Consider the following 19,927-nt stretch of genomic DNA (forward strand, 5'->3'; position numbering starts at 1 on the left):
ACCCCTTATATGTATATACATACAGTATATCGGGTTTGTCAGATTTTTCTAGATGAAGAAACGTATTAGGTTTTTTGGTTAACGATTGAGTGCCTATCAACGCGGCTAACTGATTTATTGCGCTTTGCTTCGTGCGCAGTTGGTGTGAGTAGATATTATCTGCTAGGCTAAATCAGTCTGAATAAAATCTTTTTAAGGTTGGTTATGCAAACCGAAACGATTACTTACTTAAAAGAGCACGCTAATACATTGGAGCTGCGTGAAGAGCTACTGATCACAAAAAATGGCAAACCGGCGTTTGTGGTACAGTCGTATCAGGATTATCAATTTCAGCAAGACACACTCGCACTGCTAAAAATGCTGAAATTATCAGAGAAGTCGCTGCAATCTGCCGAATTAACCCTGGATCAAGCGTTTGAGTAACGCTTACGCTATTGTCGCCTCGCCGCTGTTTAAGTTGTCGCAACAACGTCTAACCGCGTTTTTAACCGAAAAATATTCATCAACCCTGGCACACTCTACGCTAGTACATATTAAGCAGCGACTGCAGCAGGATTTGGCTACGGATCCGACGCTGGCGCCTATTAGCGAGCGCTTGCTTACTCTAGGCATTGCTGATTACCGGCAATGGCAGGTAGATAAACATAACCTGTTGTTTTATCGAGTTAATGATCAAAAGCAGCGCATTGAGTTATTACTGTTGATGGATAGCCGGCAGAATCTGCAAAAGCTGTTGTTTGAGTTAAACCTGCTGTTTTAAGCGCATGCACTTCAACGTTAATTTATATAAAACGCGTTTTCACGGTGGTGAAGCAAACGATAATGTAGATGTTTGAAAATAGTGGTAATAAACACAGCGGATAAATGGTGCCCGGGGCCGGAAAATATTGCAGGGAGCAATAATTGACAGCTTTAGCTGGCCCGTTATGCGGGTGAGCCACATGGATGTGGTGAACACCTGAACCGGCACGCCCTTTCGAGCGAGGGATTTTAAAACGCTTACAAACATCATACGAAATGCCTTGTGTAAGGATTTTTCTTCCCAAGTTTCGTTCAGTTTTCACTCTAAATCAGTTGTTTGTGATCATTTTGCTACACATAGTCTGCGCATGATGTATTTTCACTATTCCAGGAAGTGGTTATTCGAAAAAAGGGGGCGGAGACAATTACCGATGCGATAGAGTAATATTAGGGTCAGGTCAAAATTAACCTGACCGTCCGCTTTTCGCTCAAAGCAGTCTGAGGAGGGGGCACTTCAGCATTAAATTTAGCCTTCGTCTTTAACTCGTCCCTCCGACCGGAGTAAGACCAGAGCGGTTTACTGTGAATACCAAGCTAATGCGGCAGCTTTACGTTGCCTGCGACCTAATAAGTCTGGTATGCGTGCTGGTGACATTGTGCAAAAACTTGACGCTACAGCGACAATTGGACCGGATAGCGACCGGGGATTGCATAGAGCGGTTATTCAGCCACTGCATAAGTCCTGAATAGACTTGGCCGCTAACTTCATTTTCAGTAAAAGTCCTGTTTTAGACTTCGCTTCACCATAACTGCATAGTAACTGGCTATAACAGCGCGTTACTGCCTGCATAACGCGTGCAAACAGAGTTTATCTGACGGAAGGCTAAGACTAACTGCGCAAAATGGCTTAAAACGGGTTTAAACGGCGATAAAACAGTGGCTAAAAGCGGTGATTTGACGCAATAAAGCGAAAACAGCTACACATAAGCTGCACATTGAGACTTTTAGTAGGTTGGGTCGAAAATTGAGCTTGGTTAGAAAAAGTGAAATAAATACAGGAAGTTAAATGGTGCCCGGGGCCGGACTTGAACCGGCACGCCCTTTCGAGCGAGGGATTTTAAATCCCTTGTGTCTACCGATTTCACCACCCGGGCAGAGTCGTTAGCGTGAATACGCTTGGTAAGACGGCGCGCATGTTAAGAAGTTTTTCGCTGCTGTGCAAGATATTTTTTATTGAACAGCGTTAAAAAGCAAAACATCAAAGTTTTTTGCCGTTTAGCCATCTATACTGTTGCAGTTAAAAAATAACCATGTTATTACTAATGACGTTTTGCTACTAACCATAAACAAAGAGCAATAAATGAATTTTAATCGTCACGTTTCTATTATTAGCCTCCTCGTGCTCCTCATCGGCGCGCGGGGTGCTGCTTATTGGTAAAAACGTAACGAACCGATAACGCTAAAACCCCGTGCCACTGGCCGGGGTTTTTAGCATTTTAGCCCCCGCCACAGGTTGCAACCTACACCGAGATAACGGAACAGGAAACACAAGATGAGCGGCGATAACAAAATCTGGATCTTTGACACCACTTTACGTGACGGCGAACAAGCACTGCGCGCCAGTTTAAGCCAGAAGCAAAAAATACAGCTGGCGCATGCTATAGCGCGGTTAAATGTCGACGTGATGGAGGTCGGTTTTCCGGTATCCAGCCCCGGCGACTTTGACTCGGTACAACGCATCGCGCGTGAAGTAAAAGGCCCGATTATTTGCGGGCTGGCTCGCGCGGTTAGTGCCGACATTGAAGCCTGTGGCGAAGCGTTAAAAGACGCAGAGCGTCGCCGTATTCATACCTTTATTGCTACCTCGCCGCTGCATTTGCAGTACAAATTGCGTAAAACCTTAGCCCAGGCCACTGAGCAGGCCGTTGCGGCTATTAAATTGGCCAGCCGTTATACCGACGACATTGAATTTTCCTGCGAAGATGCCGGCCGTACGCCAATTGACGATTTATGCTGGATAGTAGAGCGTGCTATTGCCGCCGGCGCTACCACCATCAATATTCCAGACACGGTTGGCTACACTATTCCAAACGAGTTTGCTGCCATTATTAGCACCTTGCGTAACAAGGTGCCCAATATTGATAAAGCCCGGTTAAGTGTGCACTGTCACAACGATTTAGGTTTAGCCGTAGCCAATAGCATTAGCGCTATTCAGGCCGGGGCGCGCCAAATTGAATGTACGGTAAACGGTATTGGCGAGCGTGCCGGTAACTGTTCACTGGAAGAAGTGGCCATGATTATCAACACCCGCAAAGATGTGTTGGCACCGCTATACACCGACATTAAAACCACCGAGATTTACCGCAGCAGCCACCTGGTTAGCCAAATTTGCAATATGCCCATTCAACCGAACAAAGCCATTGTCGGTGAAAACGCTTTTGCACATAGCTCCGGCATTCACCAGGACGGCGTGTTAAAAGCACAAAACACCTATGAAATTATGGCGCCTGAGCAAGTAGGTATTCGTCAGAACGAACTGAACCTAACCTCGCGCTCGGGCCGGCACGTTATTCAACACCGTTTAGCTGAGCTGGGTTACACCAACGAAGATTATGACTTGGAAGCCGTGTACAAAAGCTTTGTCGCACTGGCCGATCAAAAAGGCCGCGTGTTCGACTACGACTTAGAAGCGCTGGTGTTTTTTGAAAATATGCAAAACCAGGACGACTATTACGCGCTGGAGTTTTTAAGCTCGTCTACCCATACCGGCCATGTTGCCAGCGCCACCGTGGGCGTGCGTTGTGGCGATCAGGTATTTACCGAAGCAGCCACCGGAAATGGCCCGGTAGAGGCCGCGTTTAGCGCTATAGCCCGCATTAGCAAGCTAAACATTAAGATGGTTGATTTTAACTTACAGGCCAAAGGCAGTGGCGAAGATGCGCTGGGCCAGGTAGATATTATTGCCGAACACGAAGGTCGCCGTTTTCACGGTGCTGGCCTGGCAACCGACATTGTGCGCAGCTCGGTACTGGCCTACGTGCATGTATTAAATATGATCCAGCGCGCCCAAACCATTGATGCGCATAAACATGCCCGGCAAACCGTTTCAAAAATAGCAGCAGGTGAACAACAATGAAAACGCAGTACAACGTAGCAGTGCTGGCCGGTGACGGCATTGGCCCGGAAGTGATGGCAGAAGCAATAAAAGTGCTTGAAGTGGTCGCCGACAAATTTCAGTTTGGCCTAACTTTAACGCCCGCTTTAGTGGGCGGCGCCGCCATCGATGCCACGGGCGAGCCCTTACCTGCCGACACCCTGGCACTGTGCCAACAAAGCGACGCCATTTTATTTGGCTCGGTGGGTGGGCCACAATGGACCGGGCTGGCGCCAGACAAACAACCTGAGCGCGGCTCATTATTACCGCTGCGCAAAACCTTCGACTTATTTTGTAACTTGCGCCCTGGCCAAATATACCCCGCCTTTGCCGACTTATCGCCACTGCACCCACGGGTTAGCAGCTTAGGCATGGACGTTTTGTGTGTGCGCGAACTAACCGGGGGTATTTATTTTGGCGAAAAAGGCCGTAGCGAAACCGACGCCTTTGACACCCAGCGCTACAGCGTGCGCGAAATTGAGCGTATTGCCCATGTTGCCTTTGCTGCCGCACAAAAACGCAGTAACAAGGTAACCTCTATTGATAAAGCCAACGTGCTGCAAACCAGTATTTTATGGCGCGAAACCGTAGAACGCATAGCCAAAGACTACCCAGACGTTGAACTGGAACACATGTATATCGACAACGCTGCCATGCAGCTTATTCGCAGCCCACAGCAGTTTGACGTATTACTGTGCGACAACCTGTTTGGCGATATTTTGTCTGATGAAATTGCCGCCATTGCCGGTAGCTTAGGGTTATTACCCTCTGCCAGCTTAAATGGCAGCGGCTTTGGTTTATATGAACCTGCCGGTGGCAGTGCGCCGGATATTGCCGGTAAGGGCATTGCCAACCCCATTGCACAAATTTTAAGTGCCGCGCTAATGTTGCGTTACAGTTTTGGCCAGGAAGATGCCGCCCGCACGATAGAGCAAGCGGTGCAGCACTGCTTAGAGCAGCATATTGTCACGCGCGATATTAACGCCACTTCAACCTATGGTACCGCTGCCGTTGGCGCGGCCATTGTTGCCACTATTCAGGCTATGCCACAAGGACACGCAAAATGAGCCAGACGTTATTTCAAAAAATTTATCAAAGCCATGTGGTGGGTAAGTTAAACCCCAGTACCGACTTACTGTACGTTGACCGACATTTAATCCATGAAGTTACCTCACCGCAGGCGTTCTCTGGTTTAAAAATGGCCAACCGCGCGGTACGTCGGCCCGATTTAACGTTCGCTACCATGGACCATAACGTGTCTACCCAGCGTCGCAGCCTTGACGCCGCCGGCGAAACTTCACGTAAACAGCTGGAAGCGTTAGCAGCCAACTGTGCGGAAAACCGCATTGAATTGCTGGATTTAACCCACCCGGATCAAGGCATTGTGCATGTTATTGGCCCAGAGCAGGGGTTAACCCAGCCCGGTATGATTATTGTCTGTGGCGACTCGCACACCTCTACCCACGGCGCTTTTGGAGCCCTGGCATTTGGTATTGGTACCTCAGAAGTTGAGCATGTATTAGCCACGCAAACCTTGCCACAGCAGCAGGCTAAAACGTTAAAAGTAGAGATAAACGGCGAGTTAAATGCCCATGTCACGCCCAAAGACGTGATCTTAGCGGTTATTGGCCAATTAGGTACTGCCGGTGGCAATGGCTTTGTTGCCGAGTTCTGCGGCAGTGCTATTTGTGGTATGAGCATGGAAGGGCGCATGACACTGTGCAATATGAGCATAGAAATGGGCGCCAAAGCGGGCTTAATTGCCCCGGACGAAACCACGTTTGCGTACATTAAAGGGAAAGCGCATGCCCCACAGGCCGCGCATTGGGATGCTGCTGTACAGTATTGGCAAAGCCTATATTCAGACGCCGATGCAGTGTTCGACAAAACCGTCAGCATTGATGCTGCCAGTATCACGCCGCAAATAACCTGGGGCACCAACCCGGAGCAGGTTATTGCTATTGACCAAAGTGTGCCGTCGCCAAACAGCTTTACCGACGCCAGCAAGCGTGACGCCGCTGAACGGGCATTAGCCTATATGGGGTTAGAAGCCGGGCAAAAATTAACCGACTGCAGCGTCGATGTGGTGTTTATAGGTAGTTGCACCAATAGCCGTATTGAAGACTTACGCGCCGCTGCCAGTGTGGTTAAAGGCAAAAAAGTTGCCAGTGGCGTACGCGCATTGGTGGTGCCAGGCTCGGGGGTGGTAAAACGCCAGGCCGAACAAGAAGGCTTAGCCAGCGTGTTTAAAGACGCCGGTTTTGAGTGGCGCGAGCCAGGCTGCAGCATGTGTTTGGGCATGAACGATGACCGGGTAGAAGCCGGCCAGCGCTGCGCCTCCACCAGTAACCGTAATTTTGAAGGCCGTCAGGGCCGCGGCGCACGCACGCACTTAGTTAGCCCGGCAATGGCCGCTGCTGCCGCTATTGCCGGTAAGTTCGTTAATATTGCTGCTGCGCAACAGGGAGAATAAGCATGAGCCAGATATTTGCACAGGGCTTAGTTTGCCCATTAGATAAAAATAACGTTGATACCGACCAAATTATTCCTAAGCAGTTTTTAACCAGCGTTAGCCGTGACGGCTTTGCCGACGCCATGTTTTATGACTGGCGCTATTTAGCCGACGGCACGCCCAACCCGGAGTTTGTGGTAAACCAGCCGCAGTACAAGGGCGCCTCTATTTTGCTAACCCGTGCCAACTTTGGTTGTGGCTCAAGCCGTGAGCACGCGCCCTGGGCCATTAACCAATTTGGTTTTAACGTTATTATTGCCCAAAGCTTTGCCGATATTTTCTTTAACAACAGCGTAAATAACGGCATGTTGTTAATTCAATTAAGTAAAACTAATATCGATCTGCTATTTAACCGCTGCCAGCAAGGCCCACAGCAGTGGCAAATAGACTTAGCCAGCCAGGAAATACTGTTTGGTAATAACGCCGCAATGGGCTTTAGTATCGACGCCGATATTAAACAACGCCTGTTAAGCGGGTTAGACTTTATCGGTTCAAGCGAGCAGTTAAACCCCAGCATTACCGACTACGAACAAAGCCGCAAAACCAACCAACCTTGGTTAGGTTAAGCGCTTACTAAAGCGGCACAGCTAAGCCAGTACAGCTAAGCCAGTATAGCTAAGCCGGCACAGCTCAACCGGCCCAGTCATTTCTGTTTAGCTGTGCCGGTTAAAGGGTTATAAGGAGTAAAAGGAAAAAAGCGTTCAGGTTATTACCGTAAGTACTTTGGTTGCGTCCAGCTCAAACTGCCCGTTAAAGCAGGTGCCTGCAGGTAATGCCGGGGTAAGTTCCTGCACCAGTTCTAGTATAAACGTGCCGGTTTCAACATCTATAGCGGTTGTTGTTGCCGCTTCAAAGCCAAAAAAACGGCCTACCTCGGGATAAAGCGCTTTAAACAGGCTTTCTTTAGCCGAAAATATCAGGCTAAGCATTACAGGGTGAGGCGTGGCAAGCGAACCGACCAGCGTATACTCTGCTGCGTTTAGAACACTGCCGGCAATGTCGGTTGCTACCTTGGCATCCAGTATATCTTCAACATCGATACCAATTCTTGTGGCATGGCCGCTATGGGCCACAGCACAAATAGCAAAGTCTTTGGCATGGCTTATTGACCCGATAAATGGCGCAGGCCACAGCGGTTGCCGCGCCGGCCCTATGGCCACTGCTGTATCAGTTGCAGCCAAAGCGGTTAATGCCTGCCGGGCCAGATACCGTCCAGCAACAAATTCTGCTTTACGTTTAGCCACCGCCTTATGTAAGGCGTTATGTAGCGGGGCGCCCAGTAATGTTTCCGCTATGGTGTCCGTGTAGTGTTCGGTAAAAAACTGGCATTGATAGCAAAGACCAGAAAACCCAACGATGTGTTTTGCAGCAAGCTGTTTAATAAAGGGATAACCAGACACGCTAACCTTCCTAAGTCAATTTAAGCGTCGTTACTATGTGTCGAGCTTCACTATAACGGGGTTTGGCCACAATAGTGCTTATTTTTAACCGGTTTTGTCTGCTTGTTGTCATGGTTATTTATCCGCAACCAAGCTATGTACCACTTCAGGGGAAAGTATAAGGTTGTGCTGTAGCGGGCTAAAACTAAACGGCGTATGGCTGTGCAGTGACAGCAGGCCATCGGCAAATTATTGTTAGGCGTTACAGATTATGACACAGTATGGCAAAACGTGATCCCAGCGTGTTGAACCGGATGCGATATTTGGCGTTTACTACGTCGCTTTAGCAGGAGTGTGCAATGAGTGTCACCCCATGGAGTTATTTGGACCAGCAGCGTTTAACCCTGCACTGCACCAGCCAATTGCCCGCCGCACAGTCGTTATTGCAGCTGGCTGGCAAGGGCGCCTTGCTGGCGCAGCTTACACCAACACCTACCGCACAGCAGTTACTCGACGCCGCAGAGCAGGCCTATCGCGCCGGTTACGAGCAGCAGGCGTCAACCGAGTTTGAGCTGCAAGGCCTGGCGCTGGCCGGTATTGGCGACCCGCTGTTGCACGTGGATCTGCTGGCTGAGTTTTTACCAGCCTTTAAAGGCAAACGCCACGGCGTGCCAATAACACTGGTGACTTATGGCCTGGTGGTGCCCGCTGCTGCACCCGCCTTGTGCCAGCAGCTTGTGGCGCTGGAAGTAGAAAAACTGGACATTTACCTGCCGGCCACTAACCCACCGGCGTATCAGCAAGCAGTTAAGCCAACCCAATGGGGTTTTAGTGAGTTGTGCCAGTTTATTCATACTGCGGCTGAGGCAGGGTTACAGGTAACCTGCTTTGCTTATGCACCGGTAACACAGCAAAGCGAACTGCGCGCGCTGGCGCTGGATTTAGGCGCCAGGGCTTTTATCGTTAAGCCGTTAGCTAGTGTTTAACCAATCTTCATGTGCGAGGCGCACGCGAATAATAAAAATACTGTTGTCATCTTCAAGCTGGTAAATAACCAGGTGTAAACCGACAGGATGCAGCCGCACAGGTGGGATAAGTTCTTCACGCACAGGCGCGGCTTGCGGGTTGTCAGACAAAAACTCAAAAGTAGTGGTTAATTGCTGGTGGTAACGCTGCGCCTGTATCAGGCCAAACTGCTCTGCACCGGTGACAAAAATAGCAATTATATCTTCTTCAGCTTTGTTGCTAAGAATATAAGCCATGTGTTATTGCGGCAGTTTCGCCATGGCCGCTGCTTCCAGCTGCGCCATAGTGCGATTACCCCGGCCACTATTAACGCCTTCATCAATTAACTGCTGCAGGTGGGCTACTTTGGCTGCCCGCTCCTGATCACGCCGAATAAGGTCACGCACGTAGTCGCTGGCATTACTGTAGCGTCCGGTTTCAGCTTGTTGTTCTACCCAATGCTTCATGCCATCGGGTAGCGATACGTTCATGGTTGCCATTGGCTTGTCTCTGTTACTGCAATTAAGCTTATTGTGCTGTTATGGCAAACTTTGTCAAGTTTGCTCATCAATCTTAGGCCAACCAGGCACAACTATGGCTTAAGTTAAATTTAACGCCTGGCTGCTGCCGGCTTTACCCTGGTGTTATACAACTGCTGCAGCGCTTCGGTTATCGTCATATCGGCGTTTTCACTCAGGTAACGCTCTACCTGCTTATGCACAAAAATTACCGCTTGTTTATGCTGTTTGGCAAAGGCGGCGCACTGCTGTTTTAGCTGCTGGTTAAACTCTTTCTCTGCTGCTTGCTTATGTATGGTGTTAATCGCCTGCTCAAAGCTATTGCCGTTATCCGCAAAGGCGTCTTTTAAGGCGTTTTTCGGTATGCGGTAAGCTTTACTGGCAAAGTCTAATGCTTCACGAAATGTATCAAAGCACTCACCAAACACGTCAAAGCGTAACGGGGCGTTTTCAGCTACCAGCTGGCTAACACCGCCGGCTTCATAGTCAAAGCCGGCAAAGCTAAGCCGTTCGGTGGTTTCCGCACCCAGCTTTAACCCCGCTTCAATACTGTGGCGCAGGCTAAAATCTAACGTAGCCAGTTCTTCCGTCGTCCACATGTCATAAATGGTTAGCGCCTTGGCATACTTCTTCGCTAAGGCCGCTCTGGCAAACAGCCGCCGCTCATCCAACGTACCGGCCTTGCAAGGTTTCAGCAGTTCAACGCACTCGTTACAAACCGGAATTTTTAAAAACTCGCTAGGCTCGCGCGTCGCCAGGTAAAACTCCAGATACTGCAACGGCGGCGCATAGTCATGCGTAGCGGCAATACAACCGCAATAAAAGCAGGTGTTAAAGTGGTTGCTACGGGTGGGTACCAGCAGGGTGTAATCGGTATCGTTGGCCATAGTAGCGTCCAAAGCTGGGGAGTATAACTAAATTGGAGCGGCAGTGGGGGATTTGAGTTTATTCATCACTCGGCGACATAGCCAAGCCGATCTACGTTTTTACAGCTTAATTGAAGATTAAGTTTAATTTTGTTCTGGCCCTAATAATTTAGTTTACGTATCAGACTGATGCTCAACAAAGCCTTTTCTTAATTAGCGGTACACACTAAAACGTGGTCAGTTCTACTCATGTCTCTCGAGCTATAAAACAGAAATTAGCATTGTTATTTGATAACTTTATATAAAACATATGCTTAGGTTTTGGCATACTTTTCGCTAATAAGAATCTGATTTCAAAAATTCATAAGGTTATTTCAATGAAAAAATTATCAGCTTTAGTCTTTCTGGCAACCTCACTGTTAATAGGGGCTCAAACTGTTCGTGCTGAAGAGCCGGCGCAAATTATGTTGTTGGGTACTTTTCACTTTACTAACCCCGGTTTGGACACGGTAAAAACGTCAGTGCTGGATGTTACCTCTGCTGACAGTCAGCAGTATTTACAAGCCTTTAGCCAAAAACTTGCGCAGGATTTTGCTCCGACAGATGTTTTGCTGGAGTGTGCGGTAGGCTTTCAGGGCAAGCTAAATGAGCAGTATCAACAGTATTTAAAAGGCGAGTTTACACTGCCAGTGAATGAGATTTATCAACTCGGATTCAGGGCAGCTAAAGCCGCTGGTGGTAGCGCCGTGCGCTGCTTCGACGAGCAGGAAATACAGTGGAATGCCGAGCCGCTGTTTGAACAAATGCCAGCAAAGGCACCGGCCATTCAAGCGGCTTTTGATGCCTTGATTGCAGACGTTACTGCCCAAAGTAACGACATGCACAGGACATTGAGCCTGGCTGATTTATTGCGAGCGATGAATTCAGAACAACAATATCGGCTGAATAAATCCATTTACTTACTCAGCAATGAGGTGGGTGCTGGGGATGGCTTTGTCGGCGCAGATGCTGCGGCAAGTTGGTGGCACAGAAACTTTCGCATGTATGCCAACATTCAACAGGCTGCCAGCCCGGGCAAGCGGGTTTTGGTGATTGCAGGGCAAGGCCATATTGCTGTGATCAACGATTTTCTGGCCAGCGACACTCAGCGCAAAGCGGTGTTTGTTGACAGTTTTTTCTAATAATCACCTGATTTGCTCAACCAAGTTGCTGTGTTTTGACCTGGTTGGGCAATGCTGCGGTTCTTTGTTTGAGTTCATGCCCTGGCAGGCGAAATAATATCACAATCAGCAAAAACGTTGTCGGCACAAAATCTGTTGAACCTCGATTTGGTGCTAATCGGTATCGTTGGTTTGAAGCCTTTAACCACCATCCCAAATTGGCTGCGGGTTCCTGTTACGAGAATTTGGCCGCTTTCAGGCAAACTATTACGCATGCTTTCTGACATACACAGCTTGCCTCTTTGTAACTCTTTGGTTTCAACAATCTCGACTTTATAGCGGCAGTGTTTACTGCCACTTTCCTTATGGTATTGCATGACATAAATGACTTCTTTCGGCTCACTGAGCTTATGTAAAAAAAGTGGTGTCGTGATATCAATTGTCATAAAACTAAACATCAAAAATAAAAATGGCATAAGCACCGCAGCAAATTTACCAGACATATTTCTAGTCAGATACCTGGCAAAGTTTTCATCCTTTATCAGCGATGTAAACCATAATACGGAAAGCACACCACCAAGCGCCCAAATCCAGATATTGGTATGCGCTAACCAGCTTTTGGCCGCCATAAATTCGCTAAACATCGTAGGTATTACAGCAAAAATCAGAAATAGAAAAGCCACCAATATAATGCGGGTCACGACATGCATTTCAGACCATTTTGGTTTAATTGGCTCATTTAAATGCGCTAAATTGCTCGCTGAGTTTAACTGTCTGTTTTTTAATCTTGTCTCAAGCATGGCTTTAGCGTCAGCGTAGCGTTGGGCATATTTATCCCGATCGATATTAGCTAAAACGTCTTCGAGTTCTGCGATGGTATAGCGGGAATAATCAGGTGAGGTGTTTTGTTGGTTGTCCATACCAAATCCTTGGCGTACTGCAGTGGTGTAGTTAGCAATTTTTTAACGCAGACTAATGCCATTGCTGTTGCAATGCAAGCCACATCACAAAACCTTTATCTGTTTGCATTTAGCCAGCTTCGCTGCCGCATAAGCGCTATCTTATTAGGAAAAAGTGGGCGGAGCTAATAATAACCATTTCTTACGCAATACACTGAAATATATTGGTTTAACCAGTTATACCTTTAATTGTCTCCGACCCCTTTTTCCGCAGGTGGTAGTGGGTGTCTGCAGTCATGGCACTTCCTTTTATTTATTGCAGTGCGCGCACTTCTCTTTCTAATTCAATTAAGGTCGCAAGAATGTCATCAAAACGTGGTTTATCGCCAAATAACATTTCTTGCATTTGCCCATAATCTGCTTTTAAGGCACCCATGTGATGCTCAGATGGATGCAAAACCAAACCCGCTAATGTGGCAGTGCCATAATTAGCCCAACCGCTTGGATAAAACTTTTGTTTAAACACCACCACCTCAGCCAATAAATTCGACTGCTCAATGGCAGTTTTGTATAAGCCTGTTTTTACTAACTTATAAACATCGTAATAGTGGCGGGCATAGCGGCTGGGTAAGACCTTATCTTCAGGTCGATACGCCTCGGCATGCAATATGGTGAGTTTCTCCCAAAAAGTACGGGCCACAACTATGGTGGGCACCGACACATTGGCTTGCTCAAACACATCAGGGAAATACTCCGCAGCATAAGGCTGCACCTCACACCACTCCATGGGTAGCATTGCCGCCAACGGGCCAATTTCTAAGCGAACCTGTGGCCGTAAGTATTCAGAATCAAACGCTTTAGGGTAATTAATATTAACGGTATGCGGGTCTTCCGGGTCAACAACCAACTTACAGGTATCACCCATTAATTCAATTAAGCGCGGCAATAGTGTATCGGCGATATAATACTTAGCTTGCTCATTAATCGACTGATTTAACTGCCCTTGTTTGTTTTTACTGCGTTTAGCTGTAGGGTCTTCTTGTGTGAGTTGCGTCCAGTCTAAAATCAGATCAATGTCTTCAGAAAACCGCTCAATAGCTTTGTAGCACTTAGATAAACTAGTGCCACCTTTAAAGCGTAAGTATTTATTTAAAACGGCATCTTCAAATACCTGCATCAGCACCCAGCATATCCAAAAGTCTTTCTCAGCTGCGGCGGAGGTGATACCCATGGCGGTGGCCGTTTCGCTAAAAAGTTCTTTGCGCTCTTGTTCGCTCAATTGGGCAACGGCTTTCATGGAGCCTCCTTGTTTAACAACACCTGACGAATATTACTCACAATCCAACTGGTGACATATTGGGTGTCTTTTAAAACCCGGTTAATCAGCATCTCATTCAGCTCACCGTTTTCTGCCACGTCTTTCAGGCCACTGGTACTGGCCATATATTGAATGATTTTTTGTGTTTCATCCTGGCTTAACGTGCGATCGCCCAAGGCTTGTATGGCTTGCACCAGTATTTCATTCGCTTTGTACTTTAACCCCAGCTGGGTAAAGCGAGTTTTTTTAAACTCAATGGCAATATTACCTACTTTATAGGTTTTGCTAGGGCCATCACTTAAATACAGGTATTGCGTGGGCACCTGAGTGGATAAGCCCATCACATTTAACGCCGCATTGCCGGATATTTGAATTTGCCAGCCAAACTTACGGGCCAGAGCATGGGCTACCTGATCAATATCCGGGCTTAGGTTTTTTTTCAGTAATTTGCTGTACGCGGGATAGTCATATAGCCCCCGTATCACACGGCGAATCACACCTTTTTCGGCCATGCGGCTTAACGCCCGATCAATGCTGCCAGCCTCGCCAATGTCACTAAAATCTTTTTTAGAAAATGCCCAACCCCTTCTATGGCCATATATTCGGCTGAGTATAGTTTTTTCAAGAGGTTCAGGCGCGATCATAGGTTAAGCCTTGTCCGAAAAAATAGTGGTTATTTCGGACAGAGTAGCAACTAAAATAGGGGGCTGGCAAGCCGTTTTGCGCTTTGACGTGCCTGGCTTATGCATTGCAAGCAGGCACCTGTAAAAACTCACTGGCCTCGCGCGTGGCCAGGTAAAACTCCAGGTACTGCAGCGGCGGCGCATAGTCATGCGTAGCGGCAATACAACCGCAATAAAAGCAGGTATTAAAATGGTTGCTACGGGTGGGTACCAGCAGGGTGTAATCGGTATCGTTGGCCATAGTAGCGTCCAAAACTCAGCATTATAAACAAAATGAGGTTTGATGTTGGGCTTTCGGTGCCTGCAGGTGGGTACCGCACCTTAATATGGTTGGTGTAGCACGGTGCTTGGTATAAGTTGGTGGTAGTGCATTAGACAGCAATTATGTGTTTAACATGGCGGCTCGTTCCGCTAGAATCACTGTTTATCTTTACAGATCATTCTAATCTGTACCGCAGAATAACTAAGTGTTGGAATATGGCTTATCAAGATCTAAAACCCAGCTTTGCTCGCCATGAAACCTTTGGCTTAAGATACAGTTGGTTACCTAAAGGTTTTCATGCTTTTAAAAGCGAACAAGGAGCTTCAGCGTTTACCGATGATCACGCTACGGTTAGGCTTGGCGTTGGTAAAAATATGGTAAATGCTATTTTTTATTGGCTGCAAGCTTCTGATGTTATTGATAAACCGGGCAATGAATACACCGTGACTGACTTTGGCAAGGCCATTTTAGAAGAGTATGATCCTTACCTTGAAGATGATGGATCATTACAGTTAATTCACTGGCAACTATGTAAAAATCCAACCCTAGCGCTAGCCTTTTATTGGTTTTTTGGCCGCTATCACGCTTTATCTTTTAGCTATGATGAAGTTGCTACGGCATTTAAAGATTTTTGCCGCGGTCGTTTAGGTGTATCGGTAAGTGATTCGTCGTTAGATAAAGACATCAATATGGTGCTGCGCATGTATGCACCTCAGCGTAAAAAAAGGGATTCAATAGAAGACAGCTTTGACAACCCTATGGCGCAGCTTGCTTTAGCTCAGTACAGCGAATCAGATCATCGTTATATCAAACCGGTTACTGACCAACCGGAGCTTGATACACATGTTTTCTGCCGCGTGGTAAGTGATTTTGCACGGGACAAAGGTGCCGATATTTCTGTTTCATTAGCTGATTTAATGAAAGGGCAGGAATGCCTACCTGGGCCGGCAAGTTGTTTTTGCTTATCGCAAAGCGGCACGATAACCATGTTAGAACGCATGCAGCGCGAATATCCGCAGCAGCTTGAGTTAAAAGAACAAGCAGGTAACTGGGTATTGTACTTCCGCGAGGGTGCCAAAAGCGTCAGTGAACTGCGCGACCTGTCATTAAAAAATTACTACCAAGGTTAAAATGCGTAATAAAAATAAAGTGTTAAAAGCACTCACAATAAACACCTACTACTCGCGTTCGGTCAACGTTGAACGTGACTTGTCTGACGAAGAGGTGATACGCGCTTATATTCCAACGGCTCGCGCAAAAGAAACATTGAGTCGCTTACTTGATAGCGCCAATAGCGCCAAACGAACCTGTGCATTTTCACTGATTGGCCCCTACGGCTCAGGTAAATCTAGTTTTGCGGTGTTTTTAACACAGTTATTGGCAGCAAAAGATACTTCGTCGCAGAACACTGCACTTAGCGTGTTAACGCAGGCTGATACTGAGTTAGCTAATGGCTATCAAGCTCACCTTAGAGCCGGTGGCTACCTACCGCTAGTGTTAAGTGGTAACCCTGAGCCGTTGTCACGCCGGTTGATGGAAGCTGTACGCAGCGCGGCCATGAAAAACAATAAGATGGCTGATGTAGTTGAAACGATTGATGAGCTGAGAAAGCGTGATTATAGCCATGAGGATATAAAGCACGTGCTAATGCTATTGCAGCAGCGTTTTCACGCTCAAGGTGGCCAAGGTTTGCTGCTGATACTTGACGAGTTTGGTAAGTTTCTTGAGTACGATGCGCGCCACAGCAACAGTGAAGATATTCACTTACTGCAAATTATTGCTGAGGCCAGTAAAGGTTCTGAGCATGGCCGAATTTTGTTTTTCGTCTTATTGCATCAGGCGTTTGATCAATATGCCAAGGGTATGAGTGATGCGCTTAAAAAAGAGTGGAGCAAAATTCAGGGCCGATTTGAAACCATTCCATTTTTAGAAAGCACTGAGCAAACACTAAAAATTCTGGCAAACAGTTTTAGTTACGAACAATCTGATATAGAAAAAGCTGCTTATGCCAAACAAATCAGCGCTGCGGCCCGCTACTTTTTAGCCAATGATTTACTGAAAACCAGCCTAGACGAAACAGCTCTAACTGAGCTTTTGCAGCAGTGCTACCCATTACACCCAATTACGGCATTGGTACTACCACAGTTATGCCAGAAGGTTGCGCAAAACGAACGCACGCTGTTTTCATTTATTGGCAGCCATGAACCCTTTGGTTTTCGCGAACTTGCACAACATAGTAAAAACGGCTTTATCGGCTTAGACGGCATTTACGATTACTTTATTGCTAACCAATCAGGTGCTATTACCGATACCTTAACGCAAAAACGTTGGTATGAGGTGATAAGCGCAGTTGACCGTTTAGGTGATGCAGAGGCTGACGCAGTAAGCCTGCTCAAAGCCATAGGTTTATTAAATATTATTGGTGTACGAGGCGGCTTTAAAGCGTCTGAAGAATTATTACAGCTGTTACTTGGTTCTGCTTTTGAAGCCGCTAAGCAAGTATTAGTCGGCAAATCTCTTATCGTGTTTCGACGTTACAGCCAGGAATATGCAGTTTGGCAAGGTAGTGATTTTGATTTAGACGGTGCAACAGAAAAAGCCAAAAACGAAATAGGCCAGTTCAGTTTGGCTGAGCGGCTTAATACTCAAAGCCCATTAGAGCCAATCATTGCGCGTAAGCACAGCTTTGAAAAAGCGGCACTACGTTATTTTATGCCGGTTTTCTCTGACATTAGTAGCTATAAAAAACTGCTCGAATGCAGCGATGAGCCAAGACTGATTATTTTTCTGCTGCAAGGTGCTGAAGATCAAAAGCAGGTGAATAGCATTGTTAAGCAATTTGTAAGTGCTCAGCGTAATGCCGATGTATTACTATTCTGGCCAAACGCCACTGTTATCGCTGATGCTGTTTTAGAAGTGCTGGCATTGAAGCAAGTACAGCAGTATGAGCAGCTATTAAAAGAAGACAGGGTAGCACTGCGAGAATTCAGTGACAGGCTTTATGCGGCCGAGATGTATCAGCGCAAAGTGCTAAAACAGGTTATTGAAGACACTACTAAGGCACAATTTTTTGCTTCAGCGTTAGCTGGTGATAAAAACAAACTTGGTGCCGTGGATATTAGCAATCGTCGCTCACTGCAATCTTTACTAAGTCATGTACTGAATGAAGTTTATGTTAGCGCACCTATTATTCGGAATGAGTTAATCAACCGCGAAGCGCCCTCACCACAAGCCAACTTTGGTAAGAAAAACTTGCTGTTAGCGATGCAGCAGCATAGTGACAAAGAGGCCTTTGGCATTGAAAAATTCCCGCCAGAAAAGGGCATGTATCTAGCAATCTTCCGCGAATCAGGCATGCACAAGCAGCTTGGCGACAGCTTTGTACTTGCTGAGCCTGATGCTGCGTGTGACAACACTAATATCCTGCCGGTATGGCAAGAAATTAAAGACTTTTTTGAATCAACGAAGACAGGCGCCAAAGGCTTTGACGAATTAGAAGCCAAACTAACTAAGCCGCCTTATGGTGTTAAACCAGGTGTGTTGTCGATTTTCTGTATTACAGCCATGATGTTATGGCAAGACAAACTTGCAATATTTGAAGAAGGCGTATATCAACCTGACGGCCTAACGCCAATGCGCCTGCAGATATTCTTAAAGAATCATAAATACTTTAAGGTACAGTTTTTTACACAGGCCAACACACAAGAACGTTACTTAGATGCTTTAGCTGCTAAGTTGGGTTTCCAAATAGACGACTACAGTTTACTAGATCTTACCAAGCAAATAATGACGCCTATTTTGACGGCACATCCTTATACGCAAAATACAGAAAGCTTATCAGAGCCTGCAAGACGATTGCGGCACGCGGTTAAAACCTCTAATACCCCGCAGCGCGTGTTGGTAGAAGCATTACCAAACATTTTCAATATTGATGCGACGAAACATGAATCTGTTGCTGTAGGTCTTGATCAGCTAGTTAATGCAGTGAAAGAAATAAAGAGCAGCTATAGCAAAATGCTGCAGTATTTTGCCGTGCAGCTAGGGAATGCTTTTTCAATAAGTCGAGATACTTCGGTTGACTTAATAGATTATGTGCTGCAAATTAAACAGCATGTTTCTAGTTTTGGTAACAAGTTTGACGGTTTACTGTCTGAAGGGTCAGAAGAGCAATTACTGATTAATGCACTAAAGTTTAAAGCAGATATTGAAGAGCCGGTTGATTGGCTGATTGATATTTTAACTGTCGTTGGACGCATTAGCCCAGAAAAGTGGACAGACAGAGACGTTGAAATCGTTAATAAACGACTCAGGCAGATTCATGCGGCTTTTGCCGACGCGATGGAGCTATTAGAACAAGAAGACAGTAGCAGAATACGCAGTAACTTATTTTTTATTAAAAGTTTGAGTAGTGATAACTCAATGCGTCGCCAAGCTGTGGCAATAAGTGATAAACAAGTTGTTCAAGCGCAGCAACTTGCGGATAAGCTTACAAAGATGCTTAAAGCACAAGATATTGATGAGGCGGTAATAACCGCAGCATTGAGCAAGTTAATAGGTCAGGTTATTCATGAGTGAGAAAAAGGTGCGTCATGTGTTAGGGCTCTCCGGTGGCAAAGACTCCACTGCGTTAGCGCTATATATGAGAAAAAAGCACCCTGAACTGGAAATAGAGTACTTTTTCTCAGATACCGGCGCTGAGCTTGAAGAGGTATATGAATACCTGCACGAGCTGGAAAAAATTATCGGCCCTATCCATCGTTTAAAGGCTGATAGCAACTTCGATGACTTACTAAAAATACACGGTAACTTTCTTCCTAGCGTGAGACAACGATGGTGTACCGTGCAAATGAAGTTAAAACCGTTTGAGCGTTTTGTCGGTGATGACCCGGTAATTAATTACGTAGGTATTCGTGCAGACGAAGCGCATTACCGTGAAGGCTATAAAGATGGTAAGCCTAACATCGAAGTAGTGTTCCCTTTTATTGAAGATGGCCTAACTAAGAATGACGTGAAGAACATTCTGGAAGCATCGGGTATTGGTTTGCCTAAGTATTATCAGTGGCGCTCACGTTCTGGTTGTTACTTCTGTTTTTTCCAGCAAAAAGGCGAGTGGGTGGGCCTGTTAGACCGTCACCCCGAGCTATACGAAAAAGCTGCGCAATACGAAAAAGTGAATGAAGAAACAGGCCAGCGTTATACCTGGATGCAGGGTACATCGTTGGAAGAGTTTAAATCACAAGCAGACAAGTACCGGCAAGCTAAAGCTAAGGACAAAGACAAGCATTTGTCTTGGCAAGAACAGTTAAAACAGCAAGCCGAAACTAATGCTTTTGATGATGACGACGACCTTTGGGATCGTGGTTGTACGATTTGCCATTTGTAGAAATACAAAGTGCTACTAAAAATAAAATTGAAAAGATTAAGGTAAGT

At 46.4% G+C, this 19,927-nt stretch carries 19 protein-coding genes and 1 tRNA gene; 11 read left to right on the forward strand and 9 right to left on the reverse strand.

The features are described from left to right. Positions 1-204: 204 nt before the first annotated feature. Together ORJ00_RS07760 and ORJ00_RS07765 are read left to right on the forward strand one after the other, a co-directional pair. Positions 205-423 (forward strand): type II toxin-antitoxin system Phd/YefM family antitoxin, encoded by a 219-nt coding sequence (locus tag ORJ00_RS07760; protein WP_027672284.1) that lies wholly within the window; start codon positions 205-207, stop codon positions 421-423. After that, a complete protein-coding gene (locus tag ORJ00_RS07765) occupies positions 416-760 on the forward strand; it encodes a hypothetical protein (RefSeq protein WP_306139468.1) in 345 nt (114 codons plus the stop codon). The genes ORJ00_RS07760 and ORJ00_RS07765 overlap by 8 nt, the downstream gene beginning before the upstream one ends. A gap of 1,048 nt (positions 761-1,808) precedes the next feature. On the opposite strand, the gene ORJ00_RS07770 is transcribed toward ORJ00_RS07765, so the two are convergent. Then, positions 1,809-1,895: transfer RNA gene (locus ORJ00_RS07770), tRNA-Leu, on the reverse strand. A gap of 398 nt (positions 1,896-2,293) precedes the next feature. On the opposite strand from ORJ00_RS07770, the gene leuA reads away from it, so the two are divergent. Genes leuA through leuD form a run of 4 tightly spaced genes read left to right on the forward strand, consistent with a single transcriptional unit; the run spans position 2,294 to position 6,973 of the window. Continuing rightward, a complete protein-coding gene (leuA, locus tag ORJ00_RS07775) occupies positions 2,294-3,877 on the forward strand; it encodes a 2-isopropylmalate synthase (protein WP_306125846.1) in 1,584 nt (527 codons plus the stop codon). Further along, positions 3,874-4,962, forward strand: a complete 1,089-nt coding sequence (leuB, locus tag ORJ00_RS07780) for a 3-isopropylmalate dehydrogenase (protein WP_306125845.1) — start codon at positions 3,874-3,876, stop codon at positions 4,960-4,962. The genes leuA and leuB overlap by 4 nt, the downstream gene beginning before the upstream one ends. Next, positions 4,959-6,368, forward strand: coding sequence for a 3-isopropylmalate dehydratase large subunit (leuC, locus tag ORJ00_RS07785; protein ID WP_306125844.1), 1,410 nt, complete (start codon positions 4,959-4,961; stop codon positions 6,366-6,368). The genes leuB and leuC overlap by 4 nt, the downstream gene beginning before the upstream one ends. Positions 6,369-6,370: 2 nt before the next feature. Beyond that, positions 6,371-6,973: a 3-isopropylmalate dehydratase small subunit gene (gene leuD / locus ORJ00_RS07790; protein ID WP_306125843.1), complete on the forward strand. Its 603-nt coding sequence runs from the start codon at positions 6,371-6,373 to the stop codon at positions 6,971-6,973. Between the two features lie 135 nt (positions 6,974-7,108). Here the strand turns inward: leuD and ORJ00_RS07795 are convergent, their stop codons facing one another. Continuing rightward, positions 7,109-7,807 carry a 4'-phosphopantetheinyl transferase family protein gene (locus ORJ00_RS07795; protein ID WP_027672278.1) on the reverse strand — a complete coding sequence of 233 codons (699 nt, stop codon included), beginning with the start codon at positions 7,805-7,807 and terminating at the stop codon, positions 7,109-7,111. A gap of 338 nt (positions 7,808-8,145) precedes the next feature. Here ORJ00_RS07795 and ORJ00_RS07800 point away from each other — a divergent pair, with 338 nt between their 5' ends. Beyond that, positions 8,146-8,772, forward strand: a complete 627-nt coding sequence (locus ORJ00_RS07800; protein WP_306139470.1) for a hydrolase TatD — start codon at positions 8,146-8,148, stop codon at positions 8,770-8,772. On the opposite strand, the gene ORJ00_RS07805 is transcribed toward ORJ00_RS07800, so the two are convergent. From ORJ00_RS07805 to ORJ00_RS07815, 3 genes are all read right to left on the reverse strand, one after another. Further along, positions 8,758-9,048 carry a type II toxin-antitoxin system RelE/ParE family toxin gene (locus tag ORJ00_RS07805; protein WP_306139471.1) on the reverse strand — a complete coding sequence of 97 codons (291 nt, stop codon included), beginning with the start codon at positions 9,046-9,048 and terminating at the stop codon, positions 8,758-8,760. The genes ORJ00_RS07800 and ORJ00_RS07805 overlap by 15 nt on opposite strands. A gap of 3 nt (positions 9,049-9,051) precedes the next feature. Further along, positions 9,052-9,291: a type II toxin-antitoxin system ParD family antitoxin gene (locus ORJ00_RS07810; protein WP_305976810.1), complete on the reverse strand. Its 240-nt coding sequence runs from the start codon at positions 9,289-9,291 to the stop codon at positions 9,052-9,054. 110 nt (positions 9,292-9,401) lie between these two features. Continuing rightward, on the reverse strand, positions 9,402-10,196 hold the full coding sequence (locus tag ORJ00_RS07815; protein ID WP_306139472.1) for a hypothetical protein: 795 nt from the start codon (positions 10,194-10,196) through the stop codon (positions 9,402-9,404). A 356-nt stretch (positions 10,197-10,552) separates the two neighbouring features. On the opposite strand from ORJ00_RS07815, the gene ORJ00_RS07820 reads away from it, so the two are divergent. Next, the gene (locus ORJ00_RS07820) at positions 10,553-11,356 is read left to right on the forward strand and encodes a DUF5694 domain-containing protein (protein WP_306139473.1); all 804 of its coding nucleotides are present in this window, start codon (positions 10,553-10,555) and stop codon (positions 11,354-11,356) included. A gap of 74 nt (positions 11,357-11,430) precedes the next feature. Here ORJ00_RS07820 and ORJ00_RS07825 read toward each other — a convergent pair whose 3' ends face one another. The 4 genes from ORJ00_RS07825 to ORJ00_RS07840 all read right to left on the reverse strand — a co-directional run bounded on the left by ORJ00_RS07825 (position 11,431) and on the right by ORJ00_RS07840 (position 14,476). Then, positions 11,431-12,255 carry an MFS transporter gene (locus ORJ00_RS07825; protein WP_306136711.1) on the reverse strand — a complete coding sequence of 275 codons (825 nt, stop codon included), beginning with the start codon at positions 12,253-12,255 and terminating at the stop codon, positions 11,431-11,433. A 292-nt stretch (positions 12,256-12,547) separates the two neighbouring features. Further along, positions 12,548-13,531, reverse strand: a complete 984-nt coding sequence (locus tag ORJ00_RS07830) for a nucleotidyl transferase AbiEii/AbiGii toxin family protein (protein WP_306139474.1) — start codon at positions 13,529-13,531, stop codon at positions 12,548-12,550. Continuing rightward, a complete protein-coding gene (locus ORJ00_RS07835) occupies positions 13,528-14,196 on the reverse strand; it encodes a DUF6088 family protein (protein WP_306139475.1) in 669 nt (222 codons plus the stop codon). Before ORJ00_RS07835 ends, ORJ00_RS07830 begins: the two co-directional genes overlap by 4 nt. Positions 14,197-14,293: 97 nt before the next feature. Beyond that, positions 14,294-14,476 carry a hypothetical protein gene (locus ORJ00_RS07840; RefSeq protein WP_306139476.1) on the reverse strand — a complete coding sequence of 61 codons (183 nt, stop codon included), beginning with the start codon at positions 14,474-14,476 and terminating at the stop codon, positions 14,294-14,296. Positions 14,477-14,712: 236 nt separating this feature from the next. Between ORJ00_RS07840 and ORJ00_RS07845 the strand changes: the two genes are divergently transcribed. Genes ORJ00_RS07845 through ORJ00_RS07855 form a run of 3 tightly spaced genes read left to right on the forward strand, consistent with a single transcriptional unit; the run spans position 14,713 to position 19,880 of the window. Continuing rightward, positions 14,713-15,627 carry a DUF4007 family protein gene (locus tag ORJ00_RS07845; protein WP_306139477.1) on the forward strand — a complete coding sequence of 305 codons (915 nt, stop codon included), beginning with the start codon at positions 14,713-14,715 and terminating at the stop codon, positions 15,625-15,627. 1 nt (position 15,628) lies between these two features. Then, a complete protein-coding gene (locus ORJ00_RS07850) occupies positions 15,629-19,072 on the forward strand; it encodes a hypothetical protein (protein WP_306139478.1) in 3,444 nt (1,147 codons plus the stop codon). Next, the gene (locus ORJ00_RS07855) at positions 19,065-19,880 is read left to right on the forward strand and encodes a phosphoadenosine phosphosulfate reductase family protein (protein WP_306139479.1); all 816 of its coding nucleotides are present in this window, start codon (positions 19,065-19,067) and stop codon (positions 19,878-19,880) included. Before ORJ00_RS07850 ends, ORJ00_RS07855 begins: the two co-directional genes overlap by 8 nt. Positions 19,881-19,927: the final 47 nt, after the last annotated feature.

Source organism: Rheinheimera baltica (assembly GCF_030731985.1).
In the GTDB taxonomy this organism is placed as follows: Bacteria; Pseudomonadota; Gammaproteobacteria; order Enterobacterales; family Alteromonadaceae; genus Alishewanella; species Alishewanella baltica.

What these genes read in the sequence shown, in the direction of transcription:
- ORJ00_RS07825 (WP_306136711.1), bottom strand. Translation starts at nt 12,255, where the DNA reads ATGGACAACCAACAAAACACCTCACCTGATTATTCCCGCTATACCATC.
- ORJ00_RS07805 (WP_306139471.1), bottom strand. Translation starts at nt 9,048, where the DNA reads ATGGCTTATATTCTTAGCAACAAAGCTGAAGAAGATATAATTGCTATT.
- ORJ00_RS07850 (WP_306139478.1), top strand. Translation starts at nt 15,629, where the DNA reads ATGCGTAATAAAAATAAAGTGTTAAAAGCACTCACAATAAACACCTAC.
- ORJ00_RS07840 (WP_306139476.1), bottom strand. Translation starts at nt 14,476, where the DNA reads ATGGCCAACGATACCGATTACACCCTGCTGGTACCCACCCGTAGCAAC.
- ORJ00_RS07855 (WP_306139479.1), top strand. Translation starts at nt 19,065, where the DNA reads ATGAGTGAGAAAAAGGTGCGTCATGTGTTAGGGCTCTCCGGTGGCAAA.
- leuC (WP_306125844.1), top strand. Translation starts at nt 4,959, where the DNA reads ATGAGCCAGACGTTATTTCAAAAAATTTATCAAAGCCATGTGGTGGGT.
- ORJ00_RS07830 (WP_306139474.1), bottom strand. Translation starts at nt 13,531, where the DNA reads ATGAAAGCCGTTGCCCAATTGAGCGAACAAGAGCGCAAAGAACTTTTT.
- ORJ00_RS07760 (WP_027672284.1), top strand. Translation starts at nt 205, where the DNA reads ATGCAAACCGAAACGATTACTTACTTAAAAGAGCACGCTAATACATTG.
- leuB (WP_306125845.1), top strand. Translation starts at nt 3,874, where the DNA reads ATGAAAACGCAGTACAACGTAGCAGTGCTGGCCGGTGACGGCATTGGC.
- ORJ00_RS07810 (WP_305976810.1), bottom strand. Translation starts at nt 9,291, where the DNA reads ATGGCAACCATGAACGTATCGCTACCCGATGGCATGAAGCATTGGGTA.
- leuA (WP_306125846.1), top strand. Translation starts at nt 2,294, where the DNA reads ATGAGCGGCGATAACAAAATCTGGATCTTTGACACCACTTTACGTGAC.
- ORJ00_RS07800 (WP_306139470.1), top strand. Translation starts at nt 8,146, where the DNA reads ATGAGTGTCACCCCATGGAGTTATTTGGACCAGCAGCGTTTAACCCTG.
- ORJ00_RS07820 (WP_306139473.1), top strand. Translation starts at nt 10,553, where the DNA reads ATGAAAAAATTATCAGCTTTAGTCTTTCTGGCAACCTCACTGTTAATA.
- ORJ00_RS07815 (WP_306139472.1), bottom strand. Translation starts at nt 10,196, where the DNA reads ATGGCCAACGATACCGATTACACCCTGCTGGTACCCACCCGTAGCAAC.
- ORJ00_RS07835 (WP_306139475.1), bottom strand. Translation starts at nt 14,196, where the DNA reads ATGATCGCGCCTGAACCTCTTGAAAAAACTATACTCAGCCGAATATAT.
- leuD (WP_306125843.1), top strand. Translation starts at nt 6,371, where the DNA reads ATGAGCCAGATATTTGCACAGGGCTTAGTTTGCCCATTAGATAAAAAT.
- ORJ00_RS07845 (WP_306139477.1), top strand. Translation starts at nt 14,713, where the DNA reads ATGGCTTATCAAGATCTAAAACCCAGCTTTGCTCGCCATGAAACCTTT.